The sequence below is a fragment of the Salinivibrio sp. PR6 genome (assembly GCF_001995955.1).
Lineage (GTDB): Bacteria > Pseudomonadota > Gammaproteobacteria > Enterobacterales > Vibrionaceae > Salinivibrio > Salinivibrio siamensis.
In genome coordinates this window covers 22,791-39,086 of record NZ_MUFA01000028.1, presented here as the reverse complement: position 1 = coordinate 39,086, position 16,296 = coordinate 22,791, and the positions used below count along the sequence as shown (strand labels likewise).

Genomic DNA, 16,296 nt, shown 5'->3' with positions numbered 1-16,296 from the left:
AATATATGGTTAATACTGGGTTCAGCTGATGTCTCTTCACACAAAATACGGTCATTTACTATACAAAACAAGGGTATGGATAGGGTGCTTTCTTCTTTTTTCGTTTAAATTTTCTTTTGCTGACCCATTTATTACTATGGCAATGAGTTTATAATCAGCTATAAATACTGAGTGTTTACTCAAAACAGGTTGGCAACAATAATGAAATATATTTATAAAACACTCTTCATCCTCTCTGCATTGTTCTCTGCTGCAAGTTTTGCAGCCATAGGACCCTACAAAGTCGTTTTAATCCATGGCTTTCAACCCGATCAACTACAAAGCCGACCAGATCGTGATCAAGTAGCCGTAGATGGTTCAGACTACTGGCAAAACTACTGGTTACAGCATGCTGATGCCCGTGTCGATTGGCCCGCTCACGAGCGGATCGAAGGAAAGATTGCATCAGACTATCTATGGCCTGCATTAAAAACGCTTTCCGAGCAAAAAACCTGTCTGTCCGGCTGCATTTTAGTGACCCACTCTACCGGCGACTTGGTGGCACGCTACCTGTTAGACAACCAAGCAAACTGGCTGAATAACGCAGGGCTCGAGCCACTCAACATTGTCGGCACCTTTGACTTTGCAGGCGCAGGCGGCGGCGTTGAACTGGCCAACATCGCGGTGAATGTTGCTGAAGGTGGTGGTTGGCTAAATCATGCGATGAAAAAAGCCGTGTCACTGTGGATGGGACAACTCCCCAGCAAAGACAATATCGGCGTACTGAACGACTTGAAAGTGGCAAACGCGCGCCAACTCGCCATGTGGCCTGATAACCGTGTACCGCGTATTCGTTTCGTGGGCAATGGCTCTGACTTCTTAGGGGCGACATCACCCTTTATACCAGGCAGCGACGATGGCGTGGTCGCCGCCCACTCGGCCTGTGGTGCCGCCGATGTCGATGCATTTGATAGTTGTTCAACCGCCATTGAGTTTGATGGCCAATTAGATTATGTCCACAAAGGGGTTCGACGCTTTATGCCCTCACACTACCCGCTATTGATGGGCGATAAGTATAGCCATCTGACTATCTTTAATCCTTGGCATAAAGGCAAAGTAACAGCCACCGATCCTGAGCTTAAGCTCGGCGATCAGTCTCGTATCGCTGTCGAGACCATTGACGAAGATGGCTGGTTTGGTAAGAAGTACCGTTATGTCCGTGATTCAGACCGTGACACCTTGTCGGAGCTGGTTCATGCCCTCCCACAATGATTTCGGACAGGCTGTGACGTGATTAACAAAGCTGCCCTTTCATCGAGATAAGGGCAGCAGGTTGGATTTATTCGCTTTTCTTTCCTGTGCTACCGTGGCTGTAACACATTAATTAGGGATTACTATGACTAGACTGCTGCTCGCAGTAACCTTGGTCGTATCAATGGGAACGACAGCGTATTTATGGCTAGATGCACCAGACACGCTGACACATCAAACGACGACCGAACGTGGCCACACACCTTCGCCCCCGAGTATGCGTGAAGCCGCCTCCTCCCTTTCTGATACCACGCGCCACAAAGCACAAGCTCAACCTGCCGAGCCCGATGTGATGAAAACCTCGATGGCGCCGACACTGAGCTACATTGCCGCCGATTATGCAGAGCAAATCCAGCATCCCGACTACTCGATCCCCATTCCATCAAAACAAAGCCCGTATTTACACTGGAATCAACATATCTCGACCCCAATGCCAATTCTCGATGGCTCAGTGAAAGCGGCATTAAAGCTCAACCAATACCGTTACTTTTATCCAGAAAATATCCAAGCCTCACTGGTCACCCCTGCCTCTTTTAATCACGCGACTTTGTCGGTCATTGATGTCGAGGCTAATCGGGAATTGACCCACCTCGATGTCACAGATACACAGTGGAACATTGAGCCCGAAGCCGATTGGCCTGTCGAGCTTCGCCTTAAAGCAGCCCTCAGTTTTGATGGGGGCGACGATGTGCTCACCGCCGACTTTCGTCTTTATCAGCCCATTGCGGAAGTGAAAGGGGTGAAGCCAGTTTTCGGCCGCGGGCCGGATATGGTTATCCCGCTCGTTTTGGATATCGACAAAGGCGGTATTTATCGGGTACGTGCTAATCTATTTACTGCTGACGATCAACCCGTTGCGGTATTAACCAATAAGACACGCCTCAGTGAAGGCGAGCAAACGCTAGAGCTACGCGCTTTTCGAGCCTCGATGCGTGGCTATGGCGATAAATGGCAACTGAAAAACGTGGTGATTGAGCGTATGTCGAGCTATCCCGGTGAGCGGGCACAATTTGGCATCAGCCCACAGGATCATTATTCACTCGGTGTTTTTGACACCGAACAGTTATCCGACGAGCCCTATCAAATGAGTGAGCAAGAGCGAATGCAGTTGGAGTTTCTGCAACGTGCAGCTCAGCAATCTTAGTCGCCCATGAAGGCCTCTGACGCTAACCGTTCACTTTGTTCACGTGCGGTATGAATACACCGACGCACACCCTGAGCGGTATTGGTGCGCTGCCACGCGAGTACGACGTGGCTGACTAACGGCATATCGTCAACCGCGACGACAGCGACATGATCGCTCAGCTGTGTGGTCAATGATTCAGGCACCAAGGCAATACCAAACCCCGCTGACACCATTGCCGTTGCTGAATGTAATTGCGGTGCCAACGAGGCATTCGAGGGCGCCAGCCCTGCTCCTTTTAATGCATCCACCAAAGCATCATGTAACCCTGGGCCAATATCACGCGGAAACAGAATAATCGGATCATCGCCCAACTGTGACAACGTCACGCATTGCTGCGTGGCAAAAGCATGATTAGCAGGTACCACCAGCTTAAACGGATCGGGAAACAGCGGCGTGTGCGCCACGTGTTCACTGGCATAACACGGCAGGCGAAGAAAGGCGAGATCGACATCCTGCTGACGCAAGGTTTCCACCAAAGAAGGCATGGGCAGCTCTATTGGTTGAAAATCAATCTCTGGATGGGCTTGCTGTAATCGCCGAACAAGTTCTAACACGGCTTGGCTCACCACTGTCGAGCTGGCAAACCCAAGCCGTAGTTGATTCCGCTCTCCTCGCGCCACTTGTTTGACCCGCTGCACGGCGTGATCCAACTGCGCCAAGATTTTCACCGCATCATCATAAAGCACCTGACCGGCCGGCGTTAGCGCCACCCCACGCGACAAACGCTCAAACAAAGGCACGCCCACCTCTTGCTCTAGCTTTTTAATTTGTTGACTCAGTGGTGGTTGCGCAATGCCCAATTTTTCGGCTGCGCGGGTGAAGTGTCGGCACTCTGCCACCGTTACAAAATACCGTAAATACCTTAGCTCCATGACTCTACCTCTGAGAAGTCTCTGATATTCAGTATCTTACCACGTTTTTTATGTGCCATATCTTTTCGATATCAAAGCCAACCTTTTTTGTATTGGATGCTATTCACGTCAGCTCGCATCATAACTATAGGTTTCACGCAACGAACCGTTTGATTATCAGAACGGTCGTTAAATACGGTTAACGAGGACGCTTTATGAGCACCCAAACCTGCCACTGTGCCGAGCACATTGCGGCCGCCTACGTTGAGCATCACCAACACACGGGTGAAGGCGAAATCTATCAATCCTCCCTGATGAGTGCCTTGATTGATGGCATCTACGAGGGCGACACCACCATGGCCGATCTCCTCAAACATGGCGACTTCGGCCTCGGCACATTCAACCAACTCGACGGTGAGCTCATCGCCTTTGATAAAACCATATTTCAGCTGCGCGGTGATGGCTCGGCGCGTCATGCCGACCCGGACCAAAAGACCCCCTTTGCGGTCATGACCTTCTTCAAGCCAGAGATCAGCCAGACTTTTGATCACCCCATGTCGCGCCAAGAGCTGCATGATGTCATCGATAGCTTGGTGCCAAGCGACAATATTTTTTGTGCGGTTCGTATCGATGGTGCCTTTGAGCATGTTCGCACTCGCACTGTGCCCAAACAAACGCCGCCGTACAAACCCATGCTTGAGGCCATCGCTGCACAACCTGAGTTTCGCTTTGACCATGTCAATGGCGTGATTGCTGGCTTCCGCAGCCCACAATATACCCAAGGGATCAATGTCGCTGGCTATCACGAGCACTTTATCACTGACACACGCCAAGGCGGTGGCCATGTCCAAGACTACGAATTGGCTTGTGGTAACTTGCAAATTGGGCGGGTCTCTAAACTGGTGATTGATCTTCCCACCAATGCCAGCTTCCTCGACGCGAACTTAACCTCGGACAACATACACGCCGCTATCGAACAAGCAGAAAAATAATATCACCTCCAATTGGGAGACAACCTCACGAGGAGCCCAACATGACTACAAAAACACAGTGGGACAATGGCGCACAACTGATCGCAAATCACCTAGAACAACAAGGTGTCGAATACATTTTTGGTATTCCTGGCGCCAAAATCGACCGTCTCTTTGACGCCGTTGAAGACACCAACATCAAGATGATCCCCATTCGTCACGAGGCGAATGGCGCCTTTATGGCGGGCGTCGTCGGCCGTCTAACCGGTAAGGCGGGTGTGACTATGGTGACCTCTGGCCCAGGCTGTGCCAACTTGGTCACCGGTCTGGCAACCGCAACCTCAGAAGGCGATCCCTTGGTCGCATTAGGGGGCGCGGTAAAACGGGCCGATCAACAAAAACAAACCCACCAAAGCCTTGATACAGTGAGCGTATTCCGCTCCGTCACCAAATACAGCGCCGAGGTTCAAGCCAGCACTGCTGCGTCTGAGATCCTTGCCAATGCCTTCCGCTCAGCAGAAAGCGGCCGCCCCGGCGCTGCCTTTGTCAGTCTGCCCATGGACATTCTCAACGAACCCGTTGAAAGTGATATCCTCGCACCGACCTTCCCCGCGCAGCCCGGCATGGCAGATACGCGAGCCATCAGCGAGGCAGCCAATAAAATCAAAGCAGCGAAAAATCCGGTGTTCCTCCTAGGTTTACAAGCCAGTCGCCCCGAGAATGCCGCCGCTATTCGTGCTCTGCTTAACCGTACCCAATTACCCGTTCTCGGCACCTATCAGGCCGCAGGTACTGTTGATATCAGCTACTACCAGCGCTTTGCGGGTCGGGTGGGTTTGTTCAACAACCAGCCCGGTGATCTATTGCTCGCAGATGCAGACCTTATCATCACCATTGGCTTTAGCCCGATTGAATACGATCCTGAACTTTGGAATACCCAACACACAGACATCGTGCATATTGATGTCGAGCCTGCGGAAATCGAGCATTACTATCGCCCCAGCGTTGAGCTCGTTGGCCAAATTGAGCCTACCCTGAAAGCACTCACCGAGCAGCTCGATCATCACTGGCTGATGCCATCTACCACCGTCGATGTGCTCGAAGAAGTCGCTCACCAACGCCAAGCGATCCGTGCCTACAGCCAATCACACCAAGAGTTTGCTTTGCATCCGTTACACCTAATCAAAGTGATGCAGGATGTGATCACCCCAGACACAACCTTGTGCTTGGACATGGGTAGTTTCCACATTTGGATTGCTCGTTACCTCAACTGCTTCCGTTCCCGTCAATTGTTGGTCTCGAACGGTCAACAAACCATGGGCGTCGCGCTTCCTTGGGGGATTGGCGCGAGCTTGCTCAATCCCGATCGCAAAGTGGTGTCCGTTTCCGGAGACGGTGGGTTTATGCAATCGAGCATGGAGCTTGAGACTGCTGTGCGCCTCAAATGCAACTTGCTACACATTATTTGGGTGGACAACGCCTACAACATGGTAGAGATGCAAGAGGTCAAAAAATATCAGCGCTTTTCCGGTGTGAAATTCGGCCCGATTGACTTTAAAGCCTACGCCGAGGCGTTTGGTGCTAAAGGCTTTGCGGTCACTCGCCAAGAAGAGCTCGCCAGTCAATTAAAACAAGCCATGGACACCGAAGGACCCGCCGTGATCGCGATCCCCGTCGATTACAGTGACAACTTCAAGCTGATGGCCCCGCGTGAGGCCGGCAGTATGGATCCGGTATTTGCTTGATCAATCAGATAAAAAGGAGAACACAATGAAAGGTATTAACCAAAAAGTCGCATTGATTACTGGCGCAGCCAACGGCATTGGCGCAGCCATTACCGACCGCCTCTATCAAGAAGGTGCCAAAGTGGCCATTGCAGACTGGAACCAAGCGGCATTAAATGACACTGCAGCAAAGTACGATGCTGATCGCGTCTTGAAGCTCTCTGTCGATGTGTCAGATCCAAAAGCGGTAGAAGCGATGATTCAAGACGTCGTGTCTCACTTTGGACAGCTAGATATACTAATCAATAACGCTGGGGTGCATACGCCTGGTTCGGTCATTGACGGCACTCTGGCTGACTGGGAGAAAGTATCAGGAGTAGATATTGATGGTGTGGTTTTTTGCGCCAAATACGCCATGCCTGAGTTAATTAAAACCAAAGGTTCAATGGTAAACACGGCATCAGTATCAGGCCTAGGCGGTGATTGGGGCGCGGCTTTTTACTGTGCCGCAAAAGGGGCGGTTGCGAACCTAACGCGTGCCATGGCACTCGATCACGGCCTTCAAGGCGTGCGTATTAATGCCGTCTGTCCTAGCTTGGTCAAGACCAACATGACCAATGGCTGGCCTGAATCGGTGCGGGAAAAGTTCAATGAACGTATCGCACTAGGTCGTCCGGCAGAGCCTGAAGAAGTCGCGTCTGCGGTCGCATTTCTTGTCAGTGACGATGCATCATTTATTTCCGGTGTTAACCTCCCCGTTGATGGCGGCGCCACCGCCTCGGATGGTCAACCCAAAATCGTCTGAGAAATCACCAAGCGTCGCGATGCGTCCGTGTTATCGGGCGCTTTTTTCATGGCGCACTGTCAGTCCACGCGCTGCGAGCGCGCGAGCTGTTAAGCCAGATGAAAATCAATCACAAACAACGGTGGGCGTTCTGGGTAGATTTGCAAAATCAGCGCTTTCAGCTCAGTCAGCGACATTCCTTCTTGTTCCGCATGGCGGGCATTAATGTCCTCGAAAGCAAGCGGAGCAACGCTGTCGATCACAATGTCACACACATAATGATTGGTTTCTAGCTGATGTACCGCGACGCGCGAACCAGGTTGATAGTGACTTTCGGATTCATCGCGAATGGTGATGGTTTTAACACCGGCGGCCACCATGGGCGTTAAGGTGGAGAAAAAAGTGATTTTGGTCGGGGCAGTCATGTTGTTTTCTTCCAAACCGTGTTGGCCTATGTGCAATACAATTAAAAAAGCCCGCGAGCACTTGCACGCGGGCTTTCCATACCTTGTGACGTTACGCCATCATCGGCACCAATACAAGCGTGCCAATAATCACGGTGATTAATCCGCAGAGAACTGGCACCGAGGTGCGTTTAACCACTTCAAACGGGCTGAGTTTTGCCATCCCTGATGTCGCCACAATTACTCCCGACACAGGCGAAACCGTACGGCCTAAATTAGACGCTTGCAACATGGGGATAATCAAAAACGCTGGGTTAAGCCCCATCTTCGCGGCTAACGAGGGCGCGAGTTCGACAAACGCATAGAAAGGCGCATTACCCGATCCGGTCGCAATTGCTGCCGCCACAGTGAGCAAGGTTAGCAACATCATCAGCGCGATGCCACCGGCGCCGGCGCTTTCCGCTAGGCCCAATAAGTTGTCTATCGCACCAATCGACATCAAGCCTTGGGCGAATACACCAGCAGCCACCAACAGCATCACGACGCCTTTAAAGGCGTCCGCCATGCCCTCATAACAGGCATCGAGATCTTCTAGCGTTCTTCTGCCATCAAATTTTTTGGTCGCAAAGTCCACCAATGCCCCCAAGAAGATCGACAAGACCACGATGGTATAAATATCAAGATACAGCCCCTTGATGGTTTGCCCATTGAACAGGAACACCCCAATAATGGGTAAAAACGGTAACACTGCGTAATAAGCAGGCGCGTGGGTTTCTATCTCAGAGACATCCACACGCTCCATCGGCGTGTTTTCTTTTTTATCCAGGTATTTGTTCCAAAAATATGCCGCGGCAGCCATCACAATGATTGCACAAATAGAAACCGGCAATACGGTTTCAACCGCAAACACATGGAGAGGCAACCCAGATTTTTCCGCCGCAATCACCACATCACCCGACGTGGGTGACAAGATAATGGCAGCGGGAGATGCACACACTGCGGTGGCGGCAGGACGAGAAATGCCCATCGCGGTCATCATCGGGAACAAGGTCGCCATCAGAAGGACACCTAACCCAGTTGCAGAGCTGACCGCCAGCGACATCAAACACGCCACGATGTAAGCCGCTACGAGCAGCACATAAGGTGACTTAATCACCGAGAGTGGCTTAGAGAACTGTTTCACCACCACATTGTTGGCACCAATGTGCGACATATAGGCCGCAAAGCCACACAACAACATGATTTGCATCCCAAGGCCGCCACCCCGGTATTGCAGCATGTATTTCACGTATTCAAGCGAGTCGGTAAACAGATTGCCCGTCGACGTTAATTTAGCCGGTAGGACACTGTGCCCGATTAACCCAGTGATAATCAGTAATAAAATCCCTGCGGTTAGCAAGGTGCTTGCAGCACGATAACCTTTGACAATGAAGTAGCCCACAGCCACCGTTACCACTAGCCCAATGAGCAGTTCTAGCATAATTCACTCCGCCAGATGATAAAGATAAAAGAATTGGATGGAATTTACTCAGCTCACTGTACTAAACCCCTGCCTGTAGCACGACAAGAACCAACCCCGAGCTTGATTTAAGACAAATAAAAAGCCGCCTCTCAATAAAAGGCGGCTTGGCGATCACAGTTTGTCTTGGTTAAGTCATCGGCTAGTGGTGAAGATCAAAGCGGTCAGCGTTCATCACTTTCACCCACGCCGCCACGAAATCGTGTACGAACTTGGCTTGGTTGTCATCTTGCGCGTAAAACTCAGCATAAGCGCGTAAAATAGAGTTTGAACCGAACACTAAATCAACGCGACTTGCCGTCCACTTCACCGCACCAGAGTCGCGCGCAATGATTTCATAGCGGTTGCGGCCGACGGGTTTCCATTGATACGCCATGTCTGTCAGATTGACAAAAAAGTCATGACTTAGCTGCCCCACTCGGTCAGTCAGCACGCCTTCCGACGCACCGCCATAATTGGCACCCAGTACGCGCATACCACCCAGCAATACTGTCATTTCAGGGGCCGTGAGTCCCATCAATTGGGCACGGTCGAGCAGTAACTCTTCAGGCTGAACGGTGTAGTCTTTTTTCAGCCAGTTACGGAACCCATCTGCAACCGGTTCTAGCACCTCAAACGAAGCCACATCGGTTTGTTCAAGCGTGGCATCACCACGACCGGGAGCAAAAGGGACGTCGACGGGGACGCCAGCCGCTTTTGCGGCTTCTTCGATGCCTTGATTGCCTGCCAGCACGATGGTATCGGCCAAACTAATCTGATGCTTCTGGGCAATATTGCTCAGCACGTTGACTACCTTCGCCAAACGCTCCGGCTCGTTCCCTTGCCAATCTTTTTGCGGCGCTAGACGGATCCGCGCGCCGTTCGCCCCTCCTCGTTTATCAGATTGCCGATAAGTCCGCGCACTATCCCATGCGGTCGTCACTTTCTCTGCCAGTGTCAGGCCACTGTTGGCAATATCCGCTTTTACCGACGCGACGTCATAGTCGGTGCGTCCTGCCGGTACAGGGTCTTGCCAAATCAAGTCTTCACTTGGCACATCTGGGCCGATGTAACGCGATTTAGGCCCCATGTCGCGGTGCGTCAGTTTGAACCAGGCTTTAGCAAAGGCATCCGCTAACTGCTCGGGATGTTGATAAAAACGCTCCGCAATGCTGCGATAGGTTGGGTCCATTTTGAGTGCCATATCGGCATCCGTCATGATGGGATTACGACGAATAGAGGGGTCTTCCACATCGACAGGTTTATCTTCTTCTTTGATGTCGATGGGTTCCCACTGCCACGCACCCGCTGGGCTTTTCTTCAATTCCCACTCGTAGTTAAACAACAGATAAAAGTAGCCGTTATCCCATTGCGTGGGATGGGTGGTCCACGCTCCTTCAATGCCACTAGTGACCGTATCGCGACCAATGCCACGCGCTTGATGGTTGTTCCACCCTAAGCCTTGCTCTTCAATCGCTGCACCTTCCGGCTCGGGGCCGAGCTGTTCCGCATCGCCATTGCCATGACACTTACCGACAGTATGGCCACCTGCGGTAAGTGCAACCGTTTCTTCATCGTTCATCGCCATACGCTCGAAGGTGACACGCATGTCTTGCGCGGTTTTAAGCGGATCGGGATTGCCATCCACCCCTTCTGGGTTGACATAAATCAGCCCCATCATCACCGCTGCCAATGGGTTTTCCAGATCGCGTTCACCAGAGTAGCGGCTGTTTTCAGCATCACTTGGCGCCAGCCATTCTTTCTCTGCGCCCCAGTAGGTATCTTTCTCAGGGTGCCAAATATCCTCGCGGCCAAATGCAAATCCATAGGGTTTTAAGCCCATCGATTCATACGCCATCGTCCCCGCCAGCAAAATTAAATCTGCCCAGCTTATTTTGTTGCCATATTTTTTCTTAATCGGCCACAACAGGCGGCGGGCTTTATCGAGATTGGCGTTATCCGGCCATGAGTTTAAAGGCGCAAAACGCTGGTTACCGGTCGCACCGCCACCGCGGCCGTCGGCAATGCGATAGCTCCCCGCGGAGTGCCATGCCATGCGGATCATCAAGCCGCCATAATGTCCCCAGTCGGCGGGCCACCAAGACTGACTCTCGGTCAGTAACGCTTTCACATCCTTTTTTAATGCATCGATATCGAGAGTTTTAAGCGCGGCGTGATAATCAAAATCATCATCAAAGGGGGAGGTTTTACTGTCATGTTGATGAAGAATGTCGAGGTTTAGCGCGTTTGGCCACCAGGTTTTGTGTGCCATCGCTTCCGAGGTTTTGCTGCCGTGCATGACAGGGCACTGGCCACCTGTCGTTGAGCGTTGTTGAGACATTGCTTTCTCCTTGCTCTTATTGTTCGACAAGCTTTCTTCACAGCGAATCAGCTTGCGCATTGCGTTAATAGGCAATCAGGCGAAGTGTCTGATTGTCCCGACTAATACAACGTTAATAGGCATTAGACATCCGCGCTAATCTGTTTTGCCAATTACTGTGATTGCTGACACCAGAGTTACCAGTCAGCATACGCTTAATGCCACACCGCTAATGCATTGATAAATAGACACTCCTTTTCCTAACACCTTGTATGGCCACCAAAACACAATGGCAGCATGACTTCGTCAAATCGACGTCAAGAAAAAGGCATTATATTTCAGTGTGTAGCGATTAAACTCCATCCCCCACAGAGAATTGTCTTCATCGACTGATGGAAAATAAAACAAAGCAAGCTAGCCTAGTTTTGCAGGCAGAATTTTGTTGTTGCCCTAAGCGATTGAAGCTCATTCAATCACGATTCACATTGTCGCAATTAGGAACACAATTATGAACGCTTCAGATGCACAAAACCTGACATCTCAATTTGATACTTGGTTGAATAGCCACCAAAGTTTGGTCTCTAACCAACAGCAACTGCAGCACAGCGCGCTCTTTGCGGTACCACGCGATGGCGACAGCTCAGTATCTGGTCAGAATACCATCGGTGCCGGTAAAAATGCGCAAACGGAATCAGCGCAAGGTAAGAAATTGGATGATGCCATTAGCGCTGGCAATCACAGTGAAATTGTTCGCTTGCTCACCGAGTCTACCGGTAATGCGGTATCGAGCATTTTAGGCTTAGCTCAAAGCCGCACCGGCTGGAATCCGCTGGACCCAGATAATGACAAGAATGCCGAAGGGTTTCAGGAGTTTGTGAGCTCCATTCTTAAAGTGCCCTTTTTTAATGTCACCCAATCAGAGCGCACCACGGTGCATTACGAAGAAGAGAACTACAACTCTCTGATTGATAAAGTCGTTGGCCTCTATGACGGAATCACTGAGCAAGATGTTCCGCTGATTAAAAACAGTATTGTGAACCTTGCCAAGGCGTGTACTAGCCGAGTGAATACCCAAAACACCAAAACCTTGTTTGTCCAAAACACCATGAACGCGACTGGGACGGACATTGTCGTCGGTATTCAGCAAACCTTTATGATGATGGAGCGCAGTCACAGCTCAGGTAAAGGTGCGCCTAAAGATCAGTACAAAACTGAGATCACTGTGAATGTGATGGAACTGACCTTTAAAGGTGGGCTGTGGAATGAAAGTGCGGCGGAGAAGCTCGCCGATAAATTTGTGAAAAGCTGGGATGACTGGCTGGATGGCACCACAACACCCGCTTCACCGAGCGCGGACCAAATTCAGTTCTGCTTTGGTCCGGCACATCGCGCACGTCAAAAACAAGAAGCGGACGCGATTAAGTAATCATCCTCTGCTCCCTTTATTCAACGGGGGAGTATTGGCCCATCTGTAGACAACACGGCAAGTCGATTGTTGGCTTGCCGTTTTTAATACGCCCACTCACGGTTTTGTAGTACCACACGATAACCGTCCAGATCTTCAAAGGTACGCCCGTCTTTATCCCAGTAGCTATTGTAACTCGGCACAGGTTTAAACCCAGCGGCTTCAATTTGTTGACACGCAGTCTGCCATGCAGCGTGATCCGGCAAGTAAAAGACCAACAGGTTTTCCTGTGACGGGGCTGGACCGACATGGGTGCCGCGATGATGGGTAAATTCAAGGTGATAGTTATGATGTGGGTGACCAATAATGGCACCATCAAAATCATTATGGCCAGAAAACGTCGCCAATAGCTCAAACCCCAGCCCATCGCAATACATGTTGGTAATGTCGGCCAAATTGTCGGTGGGTCGTGCCACCCGCATCACGGTGTTTTTATCAATCATTGTGCTGGCTCCTCCGGCTCGCAATTCAATGTTTGCATCATGGTGATAGAGTCTGGGGTAAACCCCAGCGCGTGGTAAAACGCCTGCGCATCCTGATTAAACGTCATCACTTCTAGTTTAATCACAGTGGCATGATTGTCTTTCGCCCATTGGGTACAGGCCGCCATTAACGCTTTGCCCGCTCCGGTTCCACGCGCATCACGGTCAACCACAATGGTATTCACATGACACATGGGATCGTCGACCAGATGAGGGATGTGTTCAAACGACTCCAGCCTTGCCGACAAAAAGCCAATCACTTTGTTTTGATGCTCTGCCACCCAAAAATACTTATCCGCGTCTTGCAGCGCTTGCTGCAAAAACGCCCGACCGCTTGGGCCAGGCGTTGCAAACAGATGCGGCGCATGTTGATGGTGCATGTCACCAATTTGTACATTCAGGGCGAAGATGGCATCCAAGTCCTCAACCGAGGCACGTCTCACTTGCATCCTTGTGTTCCTTTTCAAGTCTTGGGGTGTTCTGGCTCTCAACCGCCTGATGCAATTGTTTAGTCAAACTACAACACTAGATAATGGCCGATAAATCAGACTGATGCAGTGACTCTACCCACACCCTTGAAAGGAAACATCCACTACTCGACGACTTGTGTCATGCCTGCCAAGTGGTGCCAATAGCCGTTGCAATCGTGGTTGAGCGGTTGCGGGTTATTGCCTGCTTGGTTAGCACGGAATTTGTCTACCCAGCGCAAGGTGTCAAGCGACAGTGGACTTAACCGCACCACGTCCACCAGCCCTTGCATCGACGGTAAATCGTTAATGAGATTGGCGCACTGCCCGGACTGGGTTTGAATGCCGTTTAGCACAAATACGGCCTGGCCCTCTTGGGATTCCGTTAACCGCCCATTGGGGTAGTTTAGGCAGCACAGCTCGCAGTCATCTTTGGCGCGGTTTTCTGAGCGCGCGGTAAAACAGCGTGCCGAGTAAGCCAACGGTAAGTATCCATAACCAGTCACCTCCACCTCAAACCGGTCGCGAATACCCAGTGCATCGCAGCCGTTTAACATATTCACCAGCCAGTCGCGCGAAAGCTCCACCGGCATCACCCAGCGCGTCATACCAAGGTCGACAAATTGCTTTAATGTTTGTGGGTTATAGCAGTTGATAGCGGCCCCCACCACAAAGGGCTGCCGACGCTCACTTAAAAACTGCACCGCGCTCACGTCATTCGCTTCAATGCGAATATCATCATTGTCACAGTAGCGTTTCAGCATGGTCAGCTCTGAGGGCGCTTCAATCAGCGCCATGGTCGAGAGCACCACTTGTTTACCAGACTCAGCCAGCTCACGCGCAAGCCCGATCCAGTCTTTGGTTTTCAGCTCTCGCCGCTTAGCACAGACGGTTTCACCGAGATAAATCACATCGGCTTGGCTGTCTGCTGCCGCTTGATAAAAGGCTTCAACCTCAGTCTTGGGCCAGTAATACAGGATCGGCCCGAGAGAAAATTGCATCATAATTCCTTATTGCCACTTGCGATGGTAAGCACCCAAACTGGTTTGCACCCCTTCAGAAAGACTATCGAGCGAGTGCGCCCAATCCGGCGCAATATCAAACGCCTCGGGGTTTGCGATACAGCGATCAATCGCTTGACGCCATACCCGTGCAACTTGCTCCACATACGCCGGGCTGCGCTGACGACCTTCGATTTTGACCGATTTGATCCCGGCGCGATAAAGTTCAGGCAAGACACTTAAGGTGTTCAAACTGGTGGGTTCTTCCAGTGCGTGATAGCGATTACCGTCTACACAAAAACGACCTTTGCAAAGGGTGGGATACCCCGCTTTTTCATCGGCTTGGTACCGATCAATCAAGACCCCGTTTAAGCGCGACTCCAGCCCTTGCTCAGTATCTTGCCAGCGCACGAATGCGGCCGGTGAGCAAGCGCCCACGGTATTGGGCGATTGGCCGGTAAGATAAGACGATAAATAGCAGCGCCCTTCAGCCATAATGCACAGACTACCGAAGGCAAATACCTCTAAATCGACATCGGTATCGCGTGCTAGTTGTTTAACTTGATGAATAGACAGCACCCGCGGCAATACCACTCGCTTAACGCCATATTGCTGCTGATAGAAACGGATCGCTCCAGCGTTAGTGGCGGATGCTTGAACAGAAAGGTGTATATCCAAATCGGGATAGGTGTTGGCGGCGTAATCTAAACAGGCCATATCGGCAAGGATCAGCGCATCGGCACCATTACCAGCGGCGCTATCAATCGCATATTGCCAGCGGCGCCAACCATCAGGATGGGCAAAGGTGTTTATGGCAACGTGCAAGTCTTTGCCGTGGTCATGTACATACTGACTGGCACGCTGCAATTTGCTGTCGGTAAAGTTCAGCCCCGCAAAATGGCGCGCATTGGTGTCATCTTTTAAGCCGACATACACCGCATCGGCGCCATGTTCGATCGCTTTTTTAACCGCCGGAATATTGCCCGCCGGACAAAGGAGCTCCATAACATTGCATTCCATTTTATGATTGTCCGGCTAAGATAAGGGCGTTGCCAATGTGGGGGGTTGATGTGTATCAAGCTCACTTCTCCGTAATAGTAAAAATCGCGATAAATGACGCTGTTGGCACAAAAACTCCACTCCTTTTTGACTCGGATCCAAGGACAGCCCCGTCAACCTCGCTACTCTAGTGGCATTCAACCATTGGCACCAAAGGAAAGCCAAATGCTCGTTAACCCAATCACCCAACAACCCCTTGCCCTGCCACTACCCCAACCCAACTTGATTACGCCGGGGCTAAAAGCGATCACTAAGTTGCCAACAGGGCTACAAGCTCAGGTGCTGACTAAATTGATGAATACCGCTTTTGCGGTACCGCTGGCAGAGGACGAGTTCGATTTTCTTGCTGGCCGCACTATTCGCATTGGTTTGCGCGATCTCAACGCCAATTGGTTCGTATCACTGAACGAAGACAACCAATTATTGGTACGTTTATCGGGGGAAGAAGACGCCAGTATCGAGGGAGATTGGTTAGCGTTTTTGAAAATGGCGACTCACTATTGCGATCCGGATACGCTGTTTTTCCAGCGCCAACTCAGTATCAGTGGTGATACCGAACTCGGGCTACATGTGAAAAACTTACTTGATAGCCTCGAAATCGACACCCTACCCAAACCACTGGCACGCTCACTGACGTTAAGCCATCACTACCTCACTAAACTCGCGTTGTAGTGCACGAGCGGCTGGGGTTGCAGACGCCCAGTCGCCTATTATATAGTCTTATTTCCTTTCTTTAGCGGAGTCTGTGCCAATGAACAACTAACACTCATTACACCGTTTTTATATTCGGTATC

At 51.0% G+C, this 16,296-nt stretch carries 15 protein-coding genes; 7 read left to right on the top strand and 8 right to left on the bottom strand.

The window, feature by feature from the left end; genetic code table 11:
- Positions 1 to 201 precede the first annotated feature (201 nt).
- Both BZG72_RS15405 and BZG72_RS15400 read left to right on the top strand, forming a co-directional pair.
- Positions 202 to 1,251, top strand: a complete 1,050-nt coding sequence (locus tag BZG72_RS15405) for a hypothetical protein (protein ID WP_046073393.1) — start codon at positions 202 to 204, stop codon at positions 1,249 to 1,251.
- A gap of 124 nt (positions 1,252 to 1,375) precedes the next feature.
- Complete coding sequence (locus BZG72_RS15400; protein ID WP_077667224.1) at positions 1,376 to 2,434, top strand: hypothetical protein; 1,059 nt, start codon at positions 1,376 to 1,378, stop codon at positions 2,432 to 2,434.
- Here the strand turns inward: BZG72_RS15400 and BZG72_RS15395 are convergent.
- Positions 2,431 to 3,348, bottom strand: coding sequence for a LysR family transcriptional regulator (locus BZG72_RS15395; RefSeq protein WP_077667223.1), 918 nt, complete (start codon positions 3,346 to 3,348; stop codon positions 2,431 to 2,433). The genes BZG72_RS15400 and BZG72_RS15395 overlap by 4 nt on opposite strands.
- 194 nt (positions 3,349 to 3,542) lie before the next feature.
- Here BZG72_RS15395 and budA point away from each other — a divergent pair, with 194 nt between their 5' ends.
- The 3 genes from budA to BZG72_RS15380 are packed head-to-tail and all read left to right on the top strand — an operon-like array spanning position 3,543 to position 6,827.
- Positions 3,543 to 4,319, top strand: a complete 777-nt coding sequence (gene budA, locus BZG72_RS15390; protein WP_077667222.1) for an acetolactate decarboxylase — start codon at positions 3,543 to 3,545, stop codon at positions 4,317 to 4,319.
- Positions 4,320 to 4,360: 41 nt separating this feature from the next.
- The gene (alsS, locus tag BZG72_RS15385; protein ID WP_077667221.1) at positions 4,361 to 6,043 is read left to right on the top strand and encodes an acetolactate synthase AlsS; all 1,683 of its coding nucleotides are present in this window, start codon (positions 4,361 to 4,363) and stop codon (positions 6,041 to 6,043) included.
- A 25-nt stretch (positions 6,044 to 6,068) separates the two neighbouring features.
- Complete coding sequence (locus tag BZG72_RS15380) at positions 6,069 to 6,827, top strand: SDR family NAD(P)-dependent oxidoreductase (RefSeq protein ID WP_046073398.1); 759 nt, start codon at positions 6,069 to 6,071, stop codon at positions 6,825 to 6,827.
- An 89-nt stretch (positions 6,828 to 6,916) separates the two neighbouring features.
- Here the strand turns inward: BZG72_RS15380 and yqfB are convergent, their stop codons facing one another.
- From yqfB to katG, 3 genes are all read right to left on the bottom strand, one after another.
- On the bottom strand, positions 6,917 to 7,231 hold the full coding sequence (gene yqfB, locus BZG72_RS15375; protein WP_077667220.1) for a N(4)-acetylcytidine aminohydrolase: 315 nt from the start codon (positions 7,229 to 7,231) through the stop codon (positions 6,917 to 6,919).
- A gap of 91 nt (positions 7,232 to 7,322) precedes the next feature.
- Entirely contained in the window at positions 7,323 to 8,690 is a 1,368-nt protein-coding gene (gene dcuC, locus BZG72_RS15370; RefSeq protein WP_046073400.1) for an anaerobic C4-dicarboxylate transporter DcuC, read from the bottom strand.
- Between the two features lie 181 nt (positions 8,691 to 8,871).
- Positions 8,872 to 11,049 (bottom strand): catalase/peroxidase HPI, encoded by a 2,178-nt coding sequence (gene katG / locus BZG72_RS15365; RefSeq protein ID WP_077667219.1) that lies wholly within the window; start codon positions 11,047 to 11,049, stop codon positions 8,872 to 8,874.
- A 487-nt stretch (positions 11,050 to 11,536) separates the two neighbouring features.
- Between katG and BZG72_RS15360 the strand changes: the two genes are divergently transcribed.
- Complete coding sequence (locus BZG72_RS15360; RefSeq protein ID WP_046073402.1) at positions 11,537 to 12,454, top strand: hypothetical protein; 918 nt, start codon at positions 11,537 to 11,539, stop codon at positions 12,452 to 12,454.
- A gap of 83 nt (positions 12,455 to 12,537) precedes the next feature.
- Here BZG72_RS15360 and BZG72_RS15355 read toward each other — a convergent pair whose 3' ends face one another.
- From BZG72_RS15355 to ubiU, 4 genes are all read right to left on the bottom strand, one after another.
- Positions 12,538 to 12,936, bottom strand: coding sequence for a VOC family protein (locus BZG72_RS15355; RefSeq protein ID WP_077667218.1), 399 nt, complete (start codon positions 12,934 to 12,936; stop codon positions 12,538 to 12,540).
- Positions 12,933 to 13,424 (bottom strand): GNAT family N-acetyltransferase, encoded by a 492-nt coding sequence (locus BZG72_RS15350; protein WP_077667217.1) that lies wholly within the window; start codon positions 13,422 to 13,424, stop codon positions 12,933 to 12,935. Before BZG72_RS15350 ends, BZG72_RS15355 begins: the two co-directional genes overlap by 4 nt.
- Before the next feature lie 143 nt (positions 13,425 to 13,567).
- A complete protein-coding gene (locus BZG72_RS15345; RefSeq protein ID WP_077667216.1) occupies positions 13,568 to 14,443 on the bottom strand; it encodes a U32 family peptidase in 876 nt (291 codons plus the stop codon).
- Positions 14,444 to 14,452: 9 nt separating this feature from the next.
- Entirely contained in the window at positions 14,453 to 15,448 is a 996-nt protein-coding gene (gene ubiU / locus BZG72_RS15340) for a ubiquinone anaerobic biosynthesis protein UbiU (protein WP_077577931.1), read from the bottom strand.
- 219 nt (positions 15,449 to 15,667) lie between these two features.
- On the opposite strand from ubiU, the gene ubiT reads away from it, so the two are divergent.
- Entirely contained in the window at positions 15,668 to 16,174 is a 507-nt protein-coding gene (gene ubiT / locus BZG72_RS15335) for a ubiquinone anaerobic biosynthesis accessory factor UbiT (protein WP_158075486.1), read from the top strand.
- Positions 16,175 to 16,296: the final 122 nt, after the last annotated feature.

Bases quoted from the DNA above. Each gene is read 5' to 3' on its own strand.
- BZG72_RS15380 (WP_046073398.1), top strand. From the start codon at position 6,069: ATGAAAGGTATTAACCAAAAAGTCGCATTGATTACTGGCGCAGCCAAC.
- BZG72_RS15345 (WP_077667216.1), bottom strand. From the start codon at position 14,443: ATGCAATTTTCTCTCGGGCCGATCCTGTATTACTGGCCCAAGACTGAG.
- ubiU (WP_077577931.1), bottom strand. From the start codon at position 15,448: ATGGAGCTCCTTTGTCCGGCGGGCAATATTCCGGCGGTTAAAAAAGCG.
- BZG72_RS15395 (WP_077667223.1), bottom strand. From the start codon at position 3,348: ATGGAGCTAAGGTATTTACGGTATTTTGTAACGGTGGCAGAGTGCCGA.
- BZG72_RS15400 (WP_077667224.1), top strand. From the start codon at position 1,376: ATGACTAGACTGCTGCTCGCAGTAACCTTGGTCGTATCAATGGGAACG.
- BZG72_RS15360 (WP_046073402.1), top strand. From the start codon at position 11,537: ATGAACGCTTCAGATGCACAAAACCTGACATCTCAATTTGATACTTGG.
- ubiT (WP_158075486.1), top strand. From the start codon at position 15,668: ATGCTCGTTAACCCAATCACCCAACAACCCCTTGCCCTGCCACTACCC.
- katG (WP_077667219.1), bottom strand. From the start codon at position 11,049: ATGTCTCAACAACGCTCAACGACAGGTGGCCAGTGCCCTGTCATGCAC.
- budA (WP_077667222.1), top strand. From the start codon at position 3,543: ATGAGCACCCAAACCTGCCACTGTGCCGAGCACATTGCGGCCGCCTAC.
- dcuC (WP_046073400.1), bottom strand. From the start codon at position 8,690: ATGCTAGAACTGCTCATTGGGCTAGTGGTAACGGTGGCTGTGGGCTAC.
- alsS (WP_077667221.1), top strand. From the start codon at position 4,361: ATGACTACAAAAACACAGTGGGACAATGGCGCACAACTGATCGCAAAT.
- yqfB (WP_077667220.1), bottom strand. From the start codon at position 7,231: ATGACTGCCCCGACCAAAATCACTTTTTTCTCCACCTTAACGCCCATG.
- BZG72_RS15355 (WP_077667218.1), bottom strand. From the start codon at position 12,936: ATGATTGATAAAAACACCGTGATGCGGGTGGCACGACCCACCGACAAT.
- BZG72_RS15350 (WP_077667217.1), bottom strand. From the start codon at position 13,424: ATGCAAGTGAGACGTGCCTCGGTTGAGGACTTGGATGCCATCTTCGCC.
- BZG72_RS15405 (WP_046073393.1), top strand. From the start codon at position 202: ATGAAATATATTTATAAAACACTCTTCATCCTCTCTGCATTGTTCTCT.